Raw genomic sequence first — 16,705 nt, 5'->3', positions numbered from 1 at the left:
CTGTCCTCCTCCCCCCCCCCCCCCCCCCCTCTCCCCCCCCCCCCCCCCCCCCCCCCCCCCCCCCCCCCCCCCCCCCCCCCCCCCCCCCCCACCCCCTGTACCCCTGGCGCCACACCGGTTTCAGCTGATGAAGCCCGCCGACTTGAGCCAGTCGCGGGCGACTTCGGCGGACTTCTGGCCGTCGACGCTGACCTTCTTGTTCAGGTCCGTGAGCGTCGCGGTGTCGAGCTTCGCGGCGATCGGCGTGAAGACTTGCTCCAGCTGCGGGTATTTTTGGGCGAGCGGAGTGGCGATCGTGATCGCGGGGTTGTACGTCGGGAAGAAGTGCTTGTCGTCCTCGAGCACGGTGAGGTGCTGCGCGGCCACGCGCCCGTCGGTGGAGGCGACCGAGCCGAAGCCGCAGGGGTCTCCCTTGCCGATGCTCGGGTAGACGACGGCGTCGTTGAGCAGGTGCACCTGCGGGTCGGGCAGGGTGAACCCGTAGGTCTTCGCCAGGCCGGGGAACCCGTCGTCCCGGCTCTTGAACTCCGGGCCCATACAGGTCGAGGCCGCGGCCGGGTCGCGCTTCACCAGGGCCGCGTAGTCGGACAGCGTCTTGACGCCGGTCCGGGCCAGTGTCGCCGGGTTGCCGGCGAGGGCGTAGGTGTCGTTGGCCGGCGAGCGTGCCCACCACGTGACGCCGTTGGCGGTGTCGGCTTGCTTGACCGCGTCGTATTGCGCCTGCGGATCAGTGATCGGCTTGGTCTGGTTGAGGTAGCTGATCCAGGCGGTGCCGGTGTATTCCCAGTACAGGTCGACCGCGCCGCTGGTGAGTGCCTGTCGGACGTTGCTCGAGCCGGTGATGTTGGTCTTGTCCTGCGGGCTCGCCCCGGCCGCTTGCAGCGCGACAAGGGCGATCTGGCCGAGCAACAGCTGCTCGTCGAACTCTTTGGAGCTGACGCGAATCTGAGCGCCGTTCAGCGCGTCGATCTTCTTGATGGATCCCGCGCCCACCTGGGCGCCGGTCTCGTTCTTGCCGATCGTGCAGCCGGCCGCGAGCGCCACTGCCACGGCGAGCGCGAGCGCGGCGGCGGCCGTGCGCTGGAGCATCCGCATGGGTTTGGTCCTCCTTGAAGTCGGTCGAGTTACATGCCGCGTGGGTGCAGGATCTCCTCGGCGACCAGCCCCAGCCAGTCGACGAAAAGTGCCAGTGCGGCGACGATGATGCCGAAGGTCAGGCTCAGGATCGGGCGGTACAGCCCGATCCCGGCCACAAGCCCTCCGCCGAGACCACCGCCGCCGATGAACGTCGCCAGCGTCGCGCTCGCGACGGTGAGCACCAGCGCGGTCCGGATCCCGGCGAGAATCACCGGGACGGCCAGCGGCAGTTCGATCCGCCACAGGATGGCCGTCTTGCCCATGCCCATGCCGCGCGCGGCGTCGACAAGGGTCGGGTCGACACCGTCGAGCCCGACGATCGTGTTGCGCAGCACCGGCAAGGTCGCGTAGACGACGAGCGCCGCCACCGCTGTCGCGGTACCCGTGCCGATCCAGAGCGCGAGCAGCACGACGAGCCCGATAGACGGGATCGCCTGTCCGAGGTTGCCCAGCCCCAGGCCGATCGGCCGGGCCCAGCGGGCGCCGGCGCGGGTGAGCAGGATGCCGAGCGGGAGGGCGATGGCGATGGTGCACGCCGTCGAGATCAGGGTGAGCCGCAGGTGCTCGCCCAGTTCGGTGAAGATCTCGCCGGGGTTGAGAAAGCGCTCTTCGATCGAGTCGATCGGGTGCGCACGCACGATCATGAAGAGTGCCAATAAGGCGAGGGTCAGCAGGACCGGGCGCACCAGCAGCCCGGGCCAGCGCCGGCGGGGCCGGGAGGGCACCGTGGTGTCCGGACCCGCGCCAGGTTCCTCCGCGGCGTCCGGGATCGCGGGGGCGGGTGCCTCATCGGCGGGCCGGAGCGCCGCGACGAGGCTGGGCACATCGCACACCCCCAGCGGTTGCGCGGTGCCGTCCTCGGTGACCACGACCGCGGTGCTGCCGGTCCGCACCATCACGTCCAGCACGTCCCGCAGGGTGGCGTCGGGCCGGACGGAAGGCAGGCCATCCGGCCCTGCCGCCGACCGGAGGTTCAGGTCACCCACCCGGATCAGCGCGAGCCGCTTCAGGTTCCGCTTCGAGCCGACGAAGCTCGCGACGTAGTCGTCCGCCGGGGCGGCGAGGATCGCCTGGGGCGTGTCGTACTGCGCGATCACCGACCGCGGCCGCAGCACGGCGATCCGGTCGCCGACCTTCAGCGCCTCGTCGAAGTCGTGCGTGACGAATACGATCGTTTTGCGCACTTCTCGTTGCAGTCGAAGGAATTCGTCCTGCAGCCGGGCGCGCGTGATCGGGTCGGTGGAGCCGAACGGCTCGTCCATCAGCATGACCGGCGGGTCCGCGGCCATCGCCCGCGCCACACCGACGCGCTGTTGCTGCCCGCCGGAAAGCTCACGCGGGTACCGGATGCCGTGCTCGCGGGTCAGGCCGACGACCTCGAGCAGCTCGCGCACACGGTCGGCGACGCGTCGTCGGGTCCAGCCGAGCACGCGCGGCACCACGCCGATGTTGGCGTCCACACGCAGGTGCGGGAAGAGCCCGATCTGCTGGATGACGTAGCCGGTGTTGCGCCGGTGTTCGTCGAGGTCGAGCGCCGACACGTCAGTGCCGCCGATCGTGACGACGCCCGCGGTGGGCTCGACGAGCCGGTTGATCATCCGCATGGTCGTCGTCTTGCCGCACCCCGACGGACCGGTCAGCACGACGATCTCGCCCGCGGGAATTCGCATCGTCAGGCTTTCGACCGCCGGTACCGCTCGTCCGGGGTAGTGCTTGCTGACGTCCCGCAGCTCGATCGTCTCGCCGCCCATTCCGGCCGCTCCCCCCGACGTCACCGGAGCCGCCGCTCGGCGGACACGGGGACGTCGCCGTGTGGTCAGCTTGCCGACCACCACGAAGGCAAGGTCGAACAGCAGCGCCAGCACCATGATCCCGAGCGTCCCGGTGAGTACCTGGTTCAGGGAGTTGACCGAGCCGAACCGGCCAAGCCCGTCGAAGATCTCGTTGCCGAGGCCGGGGCCCTTGACATACGCGCCGATGGCCGCGATACCGATCGTGATCTGCGTCGAGACCCGGATGCCGGAAAGGATCACCGGCCAGGCAAGCGGCAGGCGCACGCGAAACAGCAGCCGCACGCGGCCGAACCCCATACCGCGCGCCGCGTCCACCACGGCCGGATCGACCCCACGCAGCCCGACGATCGTGTTGCGCGTGATCGGCAGAAGTGCGTAAAGCACCAGTGCGAACAGGACGTTCGTCAGCCCCAGTCCGAACGGGCCGATCAGGATGCCCAGCAGCGCGATCGACGGGACGGTGAGGAACGCCGCCGTCGTCGTGGTCGCCATCGCGCCGAGCCACTGCCGCCGGTAGGTGAGCAGGCCGATCGTCATTCCGACCAGTACGGCCAGCGCCATCGCCGCCAGAGTGAGATCCACGTGCAGGATCGCGTCGTTCACGACGTCGATCCAGTTCTCTCGGAGGTACTCCCACAGGCTCAGGGCGCCACTCCTCGACGTCGCAGGGCGGGAACAGCCGACCCAGCCAGGTTCGGCCGGGTCTCAGCCCAACATGTCCGCGGGCTCCTGTCCACAGCTCGACGTAAAGATTCGGCACTGCTCGACCCGACCGCGGCGCACAGCGGACGGGATCGGCACCCGGATCTACAGGAATCGTCTTCGTGGCGCGAAGGCTGACCCCGCGGCGCCGTTCAGTCAGTCGTGAGTTTTCCAAAACCCTTCGTTAGCGTGGCTTCACAAGCAGTCCGCCCGCTCACCGATCAGCGCGGCCACCCCTTCGAGCAGCCGGGCCAGCCCGAAGGCGTAGGCGTACTCGGGGTTGTGGGCTCCTCGGTGCACTTCCCCCGCTGCCTGACCAACGCGCGCCGCGAGCGGAAACCGGGCCGGATCGAAGACTTCGGCGAGCGAGGGCCCGACCTTCTCCCACCACTGTTCGTCGTTCATCCCAGTGCGGCGGACCGCGCGATCGGCCTCGATCCGGCGGCGGGCGACTCCTTCGACGTGGTCGTGCACCAGCGTGATGACCGAGTCCATCTCGACGTCGGTGAGGCCAAGGCCCTCGACCACGGCGAGTTCGCGTTCGTACTTGGCGATCGACTGCGGCCCGAGCGACGGGCGTCCGGTGAACACCTGCAGTACCCAAGGATGCCGGAGACAGAGGTCCCAGTTCACCCTCGCGACCTCGCGCAGTCCGTCCTCCCAGCCCTGGTCGCCTGGTTCGCCCAGATCCTCCACGGCTTCTGCGTAGACGTGGTCGAGCATCGCTTCGAGGAGTTCCTCCCGCGAGGCGATGTAGGTGTAGAGCGACATCGTGCCCACGCCCAGCGACTCCGCGACCCGGCGCATCGACAGCGTGGCGAGGTCCTGGTCACCGTCGGCGAGCCCGACCGCGGCCGCGACAACCTGCCCGGTGGTCAGCGTGTGCTTGGGCCCGCGCCGCGGGAGCTTCCGGGTTCCCCACAACGTGGCGATCGTGCGCCCCGGATCGCCACCGGTGATCTCCATCATGGGGCCATCATAGAAAACCTACTCCGTACCCCATACGAAGTTAATGCTACGCTTCTCCGTATGCCATACGAAGAAGCGGCGCTCGAAGTCGTCGACCTGCGCAAGCGGTATCGGGACAAGGTCGCGTTGGACGGCTTCAGCCTGCGAGTCGAAGCGGGCACGGTGTGCGGTCTGCTCGGCCCGAACGGGGCGGGGAAGACCACGGCCGTGCGCGTTCTGTGCACCCTGCTGCGCCCGGACGGCGGTGAGGCACGCGTCGCGGGGTACGACGTGCTCACCGACCCCAAAGCGGTGCGCTACCGGATCGGCCTGGTAGGACAGAACGCCTCCGTGGACGAGATCCTCACCGGCCGCCAGAACCTCGTACTGTTCGGCAGGCTCTCGCACCTGAACCTCGCCGCGGCGAAACGCCGGGCGGACGAACTCCTGGAACGGTTCAACCTGACCGATGCGGCGGGCAAAGCGGTCGCGACCTACTCCGGCGGGATGCGACGACGGCTGGACCTGGCCACCAGCCTGATCCTCTCGCCGCCGGTGCTGTTCCTCGACGAGCCGACCACCGGACTGGATCCGCGCGCCCGCATCGAGGTCTGGGCGTCGATCAAGGATCTGGTCGGCTCCGGCACGACGGTGCTGCTGACCACCCAGTATCTCGAAGAAGCCGATCAACTGGCCGACCGGATCGCCGTCATCGACGCGGGCCGCGTCGTCGCCGCCGGGACCCCCGACGAACTCAAGGCGAAGGTGGGCCCGGATCGGGTCGAGACCGTCACCCGCAAACCCACGCTCGACGAGGTCTTCCTGCACCTCACCGGGCACGCCACCACCGAGGAGCCGTCTTGACCGCGATTTCCGACGCCACCGCGCTCACCGGCCGGATCCTGCTGCACTGGCGGCAGCGGCCCGGCTCGATACTGGTCGGGTTGCTGTTCCCCGTCCTGATGGTGCTGATGTTCGGCTACCTCTTCGGCGGCGCGATGGCCGTCCCCGACGGGGATTACCTGGACTTCCTCATCCCCGGCATGCTCGCGATGACCATGCTGTTCGGGCTGGAGGCCATGGTCGTGGCCGTCACCACGGACGCCGCGAAGGGCGTCACCGAACGGATCCGCGCCATGCCGGTCGCCACTACGGCGATCCTCGCCGGGCGCAGCGCGGCCGATCTGCTCAACGCCGTCGCCGGCCTCGCCGTGATGGTCTTGACCGGGCTGCTGGTGGGCTGGACGCCGGAACGCGGCCTCCTGCCGGCACTGGCCGCGTTCGGCTTGCTGCTGTGGCTGCGGTTCGCCTTCACCTGGGTGGGCATCTACCTCGGCCTGCTGCTGAAGACGCCGGAGTCGGCGGTCGCCGTGCAGATCCTGGTCTGGCCGGCAGGCTTCCTCTCCAGCGTGTTCGTCTCGCCCGCGACCATGCCGGACTGGCTCGGTGCCGTCAGCACCTGGAATCCGTTGTCCGCCACCGCCACCGCGATCCGGGACCTGTTCGGCAACCCCACCTGGGGCGCGACCGACTGGGCGAGCACGCATGCGGTGCCGCTGGCACTGCTCTGGCCCGTCGCGCTCACCGCGATCTTCCTGCCCCTCGCGGCCAGGCAGTACCGCGCGCTGGGCCGGTGAGCGGGGTGCGACGGGGACCGCGCACCCCACTCGGCGACCAGCAGCGTCATTGCGAGGGCGTGGCTTGTGTGTCGTTCTCGATCACGCCGACCTGCTCAGGGTTCACCGGCGCCGCCATGTGGCGGATGCTTTCACCGCCCTTGTGATCGTGGGCGCGGGAGTACAGGGAATCCAGCACGCTCTTCACTTTGTGCACCGCGCCGGCGTACGCGTCTTCCACCGTCGTCGCGTGATGCGTCACCGCGACGGGCTGTTTGGCCCCGGGACGTGCTTCGATCACGCACTTCTTGTCTTCCGGCTTGGTGCCCCCGTTGTCGCTGAGGTGCACCTCCACCCGGGTCAGCCAACCGCCGAATCTGGACAGGCTGTTCTCCAAGTCCGTTTTCACGTAGGTGGCCAGTCCCTCGCCGCCATGGACGTTGTGGTCGGTGTTGACTTCGATCTGCACGAGCACCCTCCGCGGGAAGACAGTGTTGATGACTTCAGTACCACGGACAGGGCCGACTCAAACTCGGGAACTCGGTACGAGCCCGCTCCAGGCTCGACTCGGCACACAAAGGAAGCCTCGAACTCACGTCGAACGCGGTACTCGGCCGGTCGACGCCACCATGGCCGCGCAGCGTGCCAACGAGATGTGCCGACGGCGCGCCATCTCCCTCAGTTCGGTACCAGCCCGCTCACGGCTGACACCTCGAGCGACCAGAACGGACATCGCCCGCTCGACGTCACCAACGGGCACAACGACTTTCTTGCGGAACAACACCACGTATCCTCCGGCGGCACTTCACGACGACTCAGAGCACTTACCCACCGGCGGCCGACCTAAACCCCGAAATGCGGTGGTTCCGGCGGAGCCTCCGAAAGTTTCCCGGCATGGAAGAAAGACCGGCCCGCCCAGCGTTTGACGTGACGCCGGCGTGGGCATTACCGGGCCAGTCCCCACCGTAGCGGCGGATTCGTTCCAGCCGCTCCAGGAAAGTGAGTAACCATGATCGTGCTCGGAGTCATCATTCTCGTGATCGGCCTGATCGCCAGCATTCCCGTGCTGACCACCATCGGTGCCGTCCTCGCCGTCGCGGGCGTGGTTCTCGCGATCCTCGGCGGCACGGGACGCAAGGTGGGCGGCCGCGCCCACTGGTTCTGAGCCCCCGCTTCGTTCGACCCGTCGCCCCGGTCCCCGTTTCACCCGGACCGGGGCGACGTCCCTTAAACGACAACACTTTCTTCTCCATCACACCAGCGAGGACCCCGATGCCCGAGCCGACGACGCCGGAACCCGTACCAGCCGAACTACGGGCCTTGGCCGCCGACGCCGACGCTCTCGCCGAGCGGACCGCGGAATTGGCCGCCCGCCTCGAGGCCGCGGACGACGGGCACTTGAAACGCCTCGCCCAGCCCATGAACAAAGCCACCGACGACCTGGTCGACTACACCGGCGAGATCGCCCGGACCACCGAATACCTGACCCGCGTCCGGGTATCTCGCGATCCCCATCTGTGCGACGTCCCCTGGGGCATCTGCCCCGTTCACGGCGTCACCTTGCACTCACTCGGAGATCGGGCCTGGTGCACCACCACCGGTTGCGGCAACGACTGGGACTACGACCGGCTGCACACCCCCTGCACGGAACCGGCCGCGGCGGTCGCCACCGATCGTGACGGCGTGACCGGCTCGCTCTGCGCAGCCCACGCATCGGACGCCGCGCAGCGACTGGACGGATGCAGCATCGAGTACATCGATCGCCGGGCGACGAACAGCTGACCGGCTTCCCAGTGCGTGGTGACCACTCGTCTCCGTCGATGACGACCCACCGGCCACTACCCCGGAACCGCCACGTTCACCCCGAACTCGCCGACATCGGCCACGCTGATCTCCGTGTCGAATTCCGACCCTGACCAGCAGTCAGTGTCCGGCCCAGCCACCTTCTTCTTCGGCGGCGTCCACATCGGCGTTCGCGACCGCGGTGTGCGCCAGCGCGGCCACGGTCTCCTCAAGCTCTCGCTGGACTTCCTCATCATCCGCGTCACGAACGCTGTGCAGAGCCACCGTGAGCCGAGACGCCCCAGGGCCGGCCTCCTCGACCGACAATTCCCCCTGATAGTCATGCGGGCCCGCGGCACCCCAACGCAGTGAACGGCGACTCTCGTCGACCTTCAACCACGCCTCGCCCTCCACGTGCTCCCCGTGGACATCGGCTTCGACGTGCACGGTGCCATCGCCTTCGGGCTCGGCCTTGCTCATCTGGGAGAAGTAGTGGGGCAGATTCCGCGGCTCTCGCAGGTAAACGAACAAGTCCTCGGCGGGCATTTCGATGGTGGCCGTGTGCCGGTAATCGGTCATGAGCCCGGGTACCCCGCAGGTCTTCCGCGAAACGGGCACCGGTCCCCGGCGAAGAAATCGACGCAGAACCGTTTCAGGCGAGGTGAGCCGGGTAGCCATTAGTGCTTTCTCCCCCGCTACAGCAAGGTATGGCCTTCGATGACCACGACGAACGAACAGTCCCTCTGGCTCCGCGACGGCACCTATCCGACCGATTCTGTTCCCTTGTCCGGTCAGCATGTCGCCGACGTCGTCGTCATCGGCGGCGGCATCACCGGACTCACCACCGCGCTGTCGCTGCTGCGCAATGGCTTCGACGTGACCCTGCTCGAAGCCGACACGATCGGTCGCGGTGTGAGTGGCAACAACACCGCGAAGGTGACCGCGCTGCAGTCGACGAAGTACACGACGCTCACTCGCACACACAGCGCGGAGACGGCCACCGCCTACGCCGCCGCCGCGACCGCCGGGGTGGACTTGTTGTCCACTCTGGCCGAACCGATCGACTGCGACCTCCGGCGTGCTCCCGCGGCGACGTTCGCCTACACCGAAGACGAACGCGAGACGGTACGCCAGGAAGCCGACGCCGCGGCGGCAGCCGGTCTCCCGGTCCACTGGACAGAGACCCTGGATGTTCCCTTCAGCACCTACGGCGCCGTGCGCCTGCCCGATCAGGTGTTGATCCATCCCGCGAAATACGTACGCGGCCTCGCCGCGCTGTTCCTCGCCGACGGCGGGCGCCTGTTCGAACGCAGCCGGGTCACGTCCGTGTCGACCACCGCGCCCTACGACGTGACCACTACCGGCGGTTCCGTGAAGGCGGAACAGGTAGTGGTGGCCACTCATTACCCGATGCTGGATCGCGGCCTGTTCTTCGCCCGGCTCGACGCGGAGCGGTCCTACTGCGTCGCCGCCCGGCTACGTTCGGGGGATTTGCCCGAAGACCTGGCGATCAGCGCGGGCAGTCCGGCGTGGTCCCTCAGCCGCCACGGGGATCATCTCATCGTCGGCGGGCAAAGCCACCCCGCTGGAGATTCCGATGTCGACTTCGGCCGCTACACCGCTCTCAGCGACTTCGCGCACCGGCATTTCGACGTCGCCGAAGTGACCCACCGCTGGTCGGCACAGGATCCGAAGGCCTACGACGGACTCCCCATGGTCGGTTCCTACTTCCCCGGCGCGTCCGGGCTGTGGGTCGGGACCGGATTCGCCAAATGGGGCCTCGCCATGGGCACCATCGCCGGAGCGATCCTCGCCGACCGCATCGCCGGCCGAGACAACCCCCACGCCGAAGTGTTCTCACCGCACCGGCTCAGCTTGCGTGGCGTGCCCACTTTGCTGCGGCAGAACGCTCAAGTCGCCAAAGACATCGTCGGCGACCGGCTGGCCCCACCCGACGTGCGAGACACCGAGGACGTCCCGGTGGACAGCGCCCGAATTCTCCCCGACGAGAACGGCAAGAAAGGCGTCTACCGCGACCGGAGCGGCACCCTGCACGCGGTTTCCCTGCGCTGCACCCACCTCGGCTGCCTGGTGCGGTTCAACGGCGCCGAACGCAGCTGGGACTGCCCCTGCCACGGCTCCCGTTTCGACGTGGACGGCGCCGTCCTCGAAGGCCCCGCGGTCCGCCCTCTTCCCCCGCGACAACCCTGACGCAGCAACGAAGGGACAACCATGTCGTATCCCGGCCACGACGAACTCCGTGACATCGAAGCCAGGCTCGCCGCCGACGACCCCAAGCTGGCCGCGAAGCTGACCATGTCCAGGCAGATACGGCAATGGCGGTTCATTCTCGTCCTCGCCGAACTGACCGCCATCGCCATGATCGCCGTCGGGATCCTCGCCGGTGAAGCGTCCGTATTCTTCCTTGGCGTCGTTGTCGCCGCCTGTTTGGCCGGGGTGCATCGCATGGCTCGTACGCGACCGGGGCTGAAGACACTCCCACGACCTTGACCCCGATCAGTCGCGCGGATACCGAACCCCACTGCGCGCGTCTCAGGCTTGCAGGTGCTCCGCGGCGACGTTCAGCGCTCCGGCCAGATCGTTGACCCACGGAGCGCCGTGAATGTCGAGTCCCTCCCAGCCGGGTCCCGCGACGACGACCTCGAAGCCGCGACGCCGCAGCCGTTGGCACAACAGGTCGTCGATGGTGTTCGCGGACATCGACCACAGCATGATCAGCACCGGGTCCAGTTTGGACGCCATGCCGACGATGGTCTCCGCGGGCACCATCTGGCCGAGGAAGACCGCGGGGATGCCGACCTCGGCCATCGCCGCGCGCAGTACTTCGACGGGCAGGCTGTGCCGCTCGTCCGGGCAACAGGAAACGAGCACTCCGCGTTCCGAAGGCGCCTTGGCGAATCGGGCGGCATGGCGTTGGAGGGCCAGAGAGACCTCGCTGGTGAGCGCCCATTCCGATTCGAAGCACCCATCTCCCCGAAGCCAGCGCCCTCCGAGGTTGCGCAAGATCGGGAGGAGCACGTCGGTCCACATGGGCGCCGCGCCGAGGGCGTCCAACGTCTCGTCCAGCAACGCCGCGATGGACGCGAACTCGAGTTCTTCCGCGGCCTGCTCCAGTTCGTCCACCCGCCGGTCGGCCGAGACCTCGAGGGTCACGTCGTCGACGCCGGAGAACGCGGCCGCGGCGGCCTCACGGGCACGGATACCCCGGCCGATGAGCCGCTGCATGTGCTGCAACCTGCGCACATCCGCGTCGGAGTACCGGCGATGCCGTCCATCAGCATGCAAGGAAGGGCCGACACCGTACCGAGAGGCCCAGGTCCGAAGCGTGACCGGCGAGATGCCCAGTATTTCGGCCACTTTGCCGGGCGTCCACGATCCCGCGGTTCGGGAGCCACCACGGCCGCTCATCTCGTCGACTTCCATCCAGTACCACGTTCCCATACCCGGGCGCCCCTCGTCGGCGTGCCGCCCGCTCGCGAACCCCCGCCCACGGTGGGCACCTGACGACCGGTCATGTCCGCCCTTACGGATACGGCATCCGGTTGATGTTGAACACCCACGCAGGGAGACCGGTCCGTCTCACCGGGCCTTTTGTGACCCAAGCCATATCGTTTCGTGGCCGACGCACCCGCGGGCGGTCGTTCTCTCGGTTTTCGTGGTCATCAAGCGCAGTCGCTGCCATTTCCGGGGTCCGTGCAACCGATGGCCGAGGCGGATCGCTTGTGCAACGCTTCACCGGTGCTTCCGCATCGATTTCCCGATGTGGTTTCGGTGGCGGGAACCACACCCGCGTGGGTGTTTTCGACGCTCAACGTGAGCCTGAATCCGAGCAGGAGCAGGACATGCAGCAGATAGAGCCAGAGGACCAGAGCAGACACCACGCCGACCGCCGCCAGACCACCGAAGGGAACGCTCCAGTCCAGCGGGATGGCCAGGAAGAGAAGAAAGCCGTGGAAGAATCCCGCGAGTATCGACGCGACAGCCAGCGAGCCGAGCAAGAGCGGCCTACGCCTTGTTCCTCGAGGGGCGCTGCCGACGAACACGACGCCGGTCACCAGAGCGATGATCAGCCAGTCGATGTGGAACGACACGGTGATGCCCCAGAAGGTCGACCAACCACCACCGGCGTAGAGATCGGCCACGGTGCCGGCGGTGGCGAGCGGCACGATCGCCAGGGTCGGGCTGAGCAGCAGGATGGGGACGAACATCAACCGGCCCCGCCAGCCGACGAAAGCGCCCGGCGCGTGCCCGGAAACCTGCACGAGTCCCCGGTACAGGCCTTCTCCGTAGAAAGTGGCGGGCAACAGGGTCACCAGGAAGGTGGTCCACGGGGAATTCAGCGCGGCGGTGCTGAGAGCCTGCAGCGCGAGGCCCGGTTTCTGGTCGGGCGGGAGCGCGTCGGCCCATCGGGCGACGCCGTGGCCGACGAACTCGGGCGAGCCGAGGATCGCGGCCCCGCGCAAGGCGACCAGGGCCAGCGGCACGACGGCCAGCACAGCGAAGAAGGTCACACCGGCCGCCCACAGCGACAGATCACGACCCCGCAGAGATCGGGCGGTGTGCCGGAGCACGACGACGGCGCGGCGGCGCAAGGTTCCGCCGTTCATGACGCGACGCAGCCGGCGGACGGTGTGGCCGGCTGGTCCCGGCTGCACGAGCACGACGTCTCCGGCAGTCCGCTCGCGGTCGGTTGGCTGCGCGGAGTCCAGACGCTCGCTCGTCCCGTACTCGGCGTGCCTCCGGACGTGCTGACCGGCTTCGGGGTCGGGTGTGCGGTGGCCGCGGTCGCGCTGGCGGCGGCGGGTGGCTCCTGGCTGTGGCCGGCGATGGTGTTCCTGGTGGCCACCGGACTGTTCGACGGTCTTGACGGCGCCGTCGCGCTGCTGACCGGTAAGGCCCGCCCCGCGGGGGCCGTGCTGGACGCGGTCGCCGACCGGATCACCGAACTGTGTTTCACCGCTGTGCTCTTCGTTCTCGGTGCTCCGTTCGCCTGGTGCGCCGGACTCGCCGTTCTCCTCCTGCTGCACGAATACCTCCGGGTTCGCGCCCAGGCCGCCGGGATGCGCGGCGCCGGCGCGATCACGGTGGCGGAACGTCCGACAAGGCTGATCGTCGCCGTGGTCGCGGTGACCGGTTCGGCGCTGGCACCGGCCGGAACGCCTTGGACCGGCTGGTCGTGGGGGGCGACCTGTGCGGCGGTATGGGCCGCGTTGTCACTCATCGGGCTGATACACCTCTCGATCAGCGTGGCGCGCGAGCTTCCCGCTCGCTGGACCGATCGACTCGGCGGCGATCGCGGCTGACATCGCCACCAGCGGCAGTCCGCCGCCGGGATGGGCCGAGCCGCTCGCGAGGTAGAGCCCGGGGACGGGGCTGACGTTGGCAGGGCGGAGCAAGGCGGCGCGAGGGCCGTTCGACGACGAACCGTAGATGGACCCGCCCGGCGCGCCGACCTCACGCTCCAGATCCGCCGGTGTGCGGATCTCCTTCCAAAGCAGCCGATCTCGGACATCGTGACCACGCTCGGCCAGGATGTCGAGCACTCGTTCCGCGTACGCGCCCGCCAGTCCAGGCGCCGTCCAGTCCACTCCGGACATCGGGTCGTGCCGAGGTGCGTTCACGAGCACGAACCAGGATTCGCAGCCTGGCGGGTGCAGCTCAGGATCGTCCGGCGAACAGATGTAGACAGTGGGATCCGGCACCGGCCGTGGCGATCGACCGAAGATCGCGTCGAATTCGGCGTCGTAGTCGGCGGGGAACAAGACACGGTGATGGCTGGGATTCGGCGTCTTGCCCCGCAGAGCGAGCAAGAGCACGAACCCGGCCAGAGAGGGTTCGGCGCGCCGGAGCGCACGACGGGGCCCACGAGCACGCGGGTCGTCCAGCAGGTCGCCGTAAAGCCGTGTGGCGTCCGCGTTGCACACCACGATCGGCGCGGTCAGCCGTTCGCCGCCGGCCAGGCGCACCCCGCGTACCCCGTCCGGACCGGTTTCGATGGCGGTGACCTCGCTGCGGGTGCGGACTTCGACACCCAGCGCCGAAAGGCGTCCCAGCAAGGCTTCACCGAGGCGGTGCAATCCGCCGCGGATGTGCCAGCTGCCGAACTCCTGCTCCACGAAGGGAACGACACTCATGACGGCAGGCAGTCTGCGCGGATCCGACCCGGTGTAAGTGGCGTAGCGGTCCAGCAGCATGTGCGCACGCGGGTCACCGAGGCGACGTCGCCCGATCCCGCGCAGGGTGCGCCAGGGGGCGATGGCCAGCAGGTCCTTGACGCCGGTGGCGTAGCGGATCAGGTCACGGGGTCCGCCCAACGGGCGCCGGAGAACCTGTTCTCCGACAAGTGACCAGAGATGCCCTGCCTCCTGCATCAGATGAGCCCATTCGGCGCCCGCACCGCCCAGCGCCTCGTCGAGGGCGCGCGGCACGGCCCTGCGATCGTGTGGAACGGCGAGCTCGGTGCCGTCGGCGAAGTGGTAGTGACAGGCGGGGTCGACCGGTTCGATGTCGATCAGCTCATCGAGATCGGCGCCCGTGGCTTCGAACAGGTCGCGATAGACCGACGGCAATGTCAGCAACGACGGCCCGGTGTCGAAGGTGAACCCGTCCCGGCTGAAAGTACCCAGCTTGCCGCCACAGTGGGAGGACCGTTCGAGCACGGTCACCGAATGCCCGCCTGCCGCGAGCCTGGCCGCGGCCGCCAGCCCGCCCATACCCGCCCCGATGACCACGACGTCGCTCATGACACTTCCCGTCGCAGGACACGGTTCTTCCACACCAGCCGTCCGGTGCGGCGCGCCCACCAGGATCTGCCGATGAGGCCCACCAAGGTCAGGACCGACAACGGATGCGCGAAACTGTCCGGCCAGACGCGACCCCGGGTACGGCGGGCCGCCACAGCGCGGCCCGCGACGCCTGCCAGGTATCCCAGCAGCCCGGCCTTGGACCCGGTCAAGGCGGCCGCCGCCGGCAGCACCCAGACGGTCAGCAGCGCGGCGGAGATCGCGACGGCTCCTGGAAGCGAGCCAGTGGCCGACCAGAGCGACTTGGCGTACCCGTCTCGTAGGTCCGGCCAGTTCGAGTACATGGTGCACTCGGCGACCCGGCTACCGTCCGCGACCGCACCACGGCCGCCGGCCTTCTTGACCGCGCGCATCACCGCGATGTCGTCCAGCACCTCGTGCCCGACGGAGACGAACCCGCCGCATTCACGCAACATCGAAGCGTCGATGAGCAAGAATTGGCCGTTCGCCGCGGAGAGGGACGGCCGCGGCGACCTCTCCGCGACACGCAACGGAAGCAGGGTCAGCCATGACCACTGCAGCAACGGCTGCACCAGACGCGCACCCACGCTGTCGGCGCGTTGCCTTGGGAAGGGTGATACGGCGTCGAGTGAGGCGTCACGCAGCAAAGAAACAGCCGCCGCCACGGCGTCCGGTGAGAGAACGACATCCGCGTCGACACACGTCAAAACGCTTCCCCGGGCCCGCTCGGCGAGCTGATGACAAGCGTAAGGTTTGCCGACCATGCCACCGGGGGGCTCGACGCCGGTGAACAACTTGACCCGCGGGTCACCTTGCGCGACCCGCCGGACCACCTCGGCCGTTCCATCCGAAGAGCAGTCGTCGAGCACGAGAATCTCGACGTCGTCGAGACCACGCTGTGCCAGCAGCGATCGCAAGGTCGGCGTGACTCGCGAGGCCTCGTCGCGGAGCGGCAGCAGAATCGAAACCGGTTCCCGGCAACGAGCCGGATTTCGCGGAGGTTCCCGGACGATGCGCGCGTTGTACGCGGCATGACCGGCTCCCACCGCGGCGGCCACCGCGGCCGCGCGCACGACTACGCGGACACGCGAGCCCACAGCCGCCCCCGTCCCAGCCGGACCGCGAACGGCACCGCGATCGCACCCATCAACAGTCCACCCACCACAGCGACCCAAGGTCTGCCGAAGAAGGCGAAATGGGCCCAGACCGACGAAAACCACGTCCAGAGGTACAGCGTGGGAGCCGGACCCGCGCGAAAACCAGGGACGCGTTCTTCTTCCAGCGGAACCAGGCGGTACAGCGCCGCTTGGACGATGATCGCGACAAGTAACCAGCCCGCGAAGTTCGTCAAGGGGATACCGTCGACCCCCGGCAAGGACGGCCTTGGCGAGGCCCAGGTCCAGTAACCCTCGTCCACCATTTGAGGATCGAGGAAGACGTCCCAGACCGCCAATGCCGCCGCCGACAGCGCGACGACGAAGACAGGCCTCCTGGCCAGCGCCCGCCCCACCAGGAAGGCGGGCCACGCCATCATCAGCCAAGCGAGGGGAATGAGCACCGGGACACCGGCTATCCGCCGGCCGAGCAACTCGGTGTACTGGTACTGCCCGAACGGCAACCCGGTGTGCAGACCCACGATCTCCGCGAGCAGGCCACCACCGCCCGCGACCACGACGAGGGTCGCGGCGGCCCTCGCACCCGCCCGCGTCCAGGCGTCGGCGACCGAGGCAGCCGAGAAGAACAGCACGGTCGAGACGGTCAGCGGAGTGCGCGCTCCAGCATCGGTGACCGAATAAAGGATCTGACAGAACACGGCTCCGGCAGCGCAGATCCACGCTGCCAAGGCACCGGGTCGTATCGATAAACGTGAGAAAGCGGCGGCCCGCGTAACCATCACAAGAACACGATAGACCGATAGGCGCAGGTACCGGGAGCGGGTTCG

General features: G+C 68.4%; 17 protein-coding genes. 7 read left to right on the top strand and 10 right to left on the bottom strand.

Annotated features, from left to right (window positions below):
* Positions 1-120 precede the first annotated feature (120 nt).
* The 3 genes from ACZ6DT_RS13000 to ACZ6DT_RS12990 all read right to left on the bottom strand — a co-directional run bounded on the left by ACZ6DT_RS13000 (position 121) and on the right by ACZ6DT_RS12990 (position 4,601).
* Positions 121-1,095, bottom strand: coding sequence for a glycine betaine ABC transporter substrate-binding protein (locus ACZ6DT_RS13000; protein ID WP_465593154.1), 975 nt, complete (start codon positions 1,093-1,095; stop codon positions 121-123).
* A gap of 29 nt (positions 1,096-1,124) precedes the next feature.
* Positions 1,125-3,533, bottom strand: coding sequence for an ABC transporter permease subunit (locus ACZ6DT_RS12995; RefSeq protein ID WP_465593151.1), 2,409 nt, complete (start codon positions 3,531-3,533; stop codon positions 1,125-1,127).
* A 294-nt stretch (positions 3,534-3,827) separates the two neighbouring features.
* Entirely contained in the window at positions 3,828-4,601 is a 774-nt protein-coding gene (locus ACZ6DT_RS12990) for a TetR/AcrR family transcriptional regulator (RefSeq protein ID WP_465593148.1), read from the bottom strand.
* Between the two features lie 60 nt (positions 4,602-4,661).
* On the opposite strand from ACZ6DT_RS12990, the gene ACZ6DT_RS12985 reads away from it, so the two are divergent.
* Positions 4,662-5,444 (top strand): ABC transporter ATP-binding protein, encoded by a 783-nt coding sequence (locus tag ACZ6DT_RS12985; protein ID WP_465593145.1) that lies wholly within the window; start codon positions 4,662-4,664, stop codon positions 5,442-5,444.
* Positions 5,441-6,217 (top strand): ABC transporter permease, encoded by a 777-nt coding sequence (locus ACZ6DT_RS12980; protein ID WP_465593142.1) that lies wholly within the window; start codon positions 5,441-5,443, stop codon positions 6,215-6,217. The genes ACZ6DT_RS12985 and ACZ6DT_RS12980 overlap by 4 nt, the downstream gene beginning before the upstream one ends.
* A 46-nt stretch (positions 6,218-6,263) precedes the next feature.
* On the opposite strand, the gene ACZ6DT_RS12975 is transcribed toward ACZ6DT_RS12980, so the two are convergent.
* Positions 6,264-6,665, bottom strand: coding sequence for an HPF/RaiA family ribosome-associated protein (locus tag ACZ6DT_RS12975; protein ID WP_465593139.1), 402 nt, complete (start codon positions 6,663-6,665; stop codon positions 6,264-6,266).
* Between the two features lie 540 nt (positions 6,666-7,205).
* On the opposite strand from ACZ6DT_RS12975, the gene ACZ6DT_RS12970 reads away from it, so the two are divergent.
* Both ACZ6DT_RS12970 and ACZ6DT_RS12965 read left to right on the top strand, forming a co-directional pair.
* Positions 7,206-7,361: a hypothetical protein gene (locus ACZ6DT_RS12970; RefSeq protein ID WP_465593136.1), complete on the top strand. Its 156-nt coding sequence runs from the start codon at positions 7,206-7,208 to the stop codon at positions 7,359-7,361.
* 107 nt (positions 7,362-7,468) lie between these two features.
* Positions 7,469-7,978, top strand: a complete 510-nt coding sequence (locus tag ACZ6DT_RS12965) for a hypothetical protein (protein ID WP_465593133.1) — start codon at positions 7,469-7,471, stop codon at positions 7,976-7,978.
* A gap of 141 nt (positions 7,979-8,119) precedes the next feature.
* Here ACZ6DT_RS12965 and ACZ6DT_RS12960 read toward each other — a convergent pair whose 3' ends face one another.
* The gene (locus ACZ6DT_RS12960; RefSeq protein ID WP_465593130.1) at positions 8,120-8,557 is read right to left on the bottom strand and encodes an SRPBCC family protein; all 438 of its coding nucleotides are present in this window, start codon (positions 8,555-8,557) and stop codon (positions 8,120-8,122) included.
* A gap of 138 nt (positions 8,558-8,695) precedes the next feature.
* On the opposite strand from ACZ6DT_RS12960, the gene ACZ6DT_RS12955 reads away from it, so the two are divergent.
* Positions 8,696-10,189, top strand: coding sequence for an FAD-dependent oxidoreductase (locus ACZ6DT_RS12955; RefSeq protein ID WP_465593127.1), 1,494 nt, complete (start codon positions 8,696-8,698; stop codon positions 10,187-10,189).
* Between the two features lie 21 nt (positions 10,190-10,210).
* Entirely contained in the window at positions 10,211-10,489 is a 279-nt protein-coding gene (locus tag ACZ6DT_RS12950) for a DUF3040 domain-containing protein (protein ID WP_465593124.1), read from the top strand.
* Between the two features lie 42 nt (positions 10,490-10,531).
* On the opposite strand, the gene ACZ6DT_RS12945 is transcribed toward ACZ6DT_RS12950, so the two are convergent.
* Both ACZ6DT_RS12945 and ACZ6DT_RS12940 read right to left on the bottom strand, forming a co-directional pair.
* Complete coding sequence (locus ACZ6DT_RS12945) at positions 10,532-11,422, bottom strand: MerR family transcriptional regulator (protein ID WP_465593121.1); 891 nt, start codon at positions 11,420-11,422, stop codon at positions 10,532-10,534.
* A gap of 239 nt (positions 11,423-11,661) precedes the next feature.
* Positions 11,662-12,606, bottom strand: coding sequence for a YhjD/YihY/BrkB family envelope integrity protein (locus tag ACZ6DT_RS12940; protein WP_465593119.1), 945 nt, complete (start codon positions 12,604-12,606; stop codon positions 11,662-11,664).
* Between ACZ6DT_RS12940 and ACZ6DT_RS12935 the strand changes: the two genes are divergently transcribed.
* Positions 12,559-13,302, top strand: coding sequence for a CDP-alcohol phosphatidyltransferase family protein (locus ACZ6DT_RS12935; protein ID WP_465593116.1), 744 nt, complete (start codon positions 12,559-12,561; stop codon positions 13,300-13,302). The genes ACZ6DT_RS12940 and ACZ6DT_RS12935 overlap by 48 nt on opposite strands.
* Here ACZ6DT_RS12935 and ACZ6DT_RS12930 read toward each other — a convergent pair.
* From ACZ6DT_RS12930 to ACZ6DT_RS12920, 3 genes are read right to left on the bottom strand one after another with little or no spacing between them, the layout of a single operon-like run.
* Positions 13,213-14,742 (bottom strand): phytoene desaturase family protein, encoded by a 1,530-nt coding sequence (locus tag ACZ6DT_RS12930; RefSeq protein ID WP_465593113.1) that lies wholly within the window; start codon positions 14,740-14,742, stop codon positions 13,213-13,215. The two genes, ACZ6DT_RS12935 and ACZ6DT_RS12930, sit on opposite strands and share 90 nt — an antisense overlap.
* Positions 14,739-15,860 (bottom strand): glycosyltransferase family 2 protein, encoded by a 1,122-nt coding sequence (locus ACZ6DT_RS12925; RefSeq protein ID WP_465593110.1) that lies wholly within the window; start codon positions 15,858-15,860, stop codon positions 14,739-14,741. The genes ACZ6DT_RS12930 and ACZ6DT_RS12925 overlap by 4 nt, the downstream gene beginning before the upstream one ends.
* The gene (locus tag ACZ6DT_RS12920) at positions 15,839-16,576 is read right to left on the bottom strand and encodes a carotenoid biosynthesis protein (RefSeq protein ID WP_465593107.1); all 738 of its coding nucleotides are present in this window, start codon (positions 16,574-16,576) and stop codon (positions 15,839-15,841) included. The genes ACZ6DT_RS12925 and ACZ6DT_RS12920 overlap by 22 nt, the downstream gene beginning before the upstream one ends.
* Positions 16,577-16,705: the final 129 nt, after the last annotated feature.

This window comes from Amycolatopsis sp. NPDC041971 (assembly GCF_055588925.1).
This window is presented reverse-complemented; position numbering and strand designations above follow the sequence as displayed.

What these genes read in the sequence shown, in the direction of transcription:
- ACZ6DT_RS12940 (WP_465593119.1), bottom strand. Translation starts at nt 12,606, where the DNA reads ATGAACGGCGGAACCTTGCGCCGCCGCGCCGTCGTCGTGCTCCGGCAC.
- ACZ6DT_RS12990 (WP_465593148.1), bottom strand. Translation starts at nt 4,601, where the DNA reads ATGATGGAGATCACCGGTGGCGATCCGGGGCGCACGATCGCCACGTTG.
- ACZ6DT_RS12930 (WP_465593113.1), bottom strand. Translation starts at nt 14,742, where the DNA reads ATGAGCGACGTCGTGGTCATCGGGGCGGGTATGGGCGGGCTGGCGGCC.
- ACZ6DT_RS12955 (WP_465593127.1), top strand. Translation starts at nt 8,696, where the DNA reads ATGACCACGACGAACGAACAGTCCCTCTGGCTCCGCGACGGCACCTAT.
- ACZ6DT_RS12965 (WP_465593133.1), top strand. Translation starts at nt 7,469, where the DNA reads ATGCCCGAGCCGACGACGCCGGAACCCGTACCAGCCGAACTACGGGCC.
- ACZ6DT_RS12945 (WP_465593121.1), bottom strand. Translation starts at nt 11,422, where the DNA reads ATGGAAGTCGACGAGATGAGCGGCCGTGGTGGCTCCCGAACCGCGGGA.
- ACZ6DT_RS12950 (WP_465593124.1), top strand. Translation starts at nt 10,211, where the DNA reads ATGTCGTATCCCGGCCACGACGAACTCCGTGACATCGAAGCCAGGCTC.
- ACZ6DT_RS12985 (WP_465593145.1), top strand. Translation starts at nt 4,662, where the DNA reads ATGCCATACGAAGAAGCGGCGCTCGAAGTCGTCGACCTGCGCAAGCGG.
- ACZ6DT_RS12960 (WP_465593130.1), bottom strand. Translation starts at nt 8,557, where the DNA reads ATGACCGATTACCGGCACACGGCCACCATCGAAATGCCCGCCGAGGAC.
- ACZ6DT_RS13000 (WP_465593154.1), bottom strand. Translation starts at nt 1,095, where the DNA reads ATGCGGATGCTCCAGCGCACGGCCGCCGCCGCGCTCGCGCTCGCCGTG.
- ACZ6DT_RS12970 (WP_465593136.1), top strand. Translation starts at nt 7,206, where the DNA reads ATGATCGTGCTCGGAGTCATCATTCTCGTGATCGGCCTGATCGCCAGC.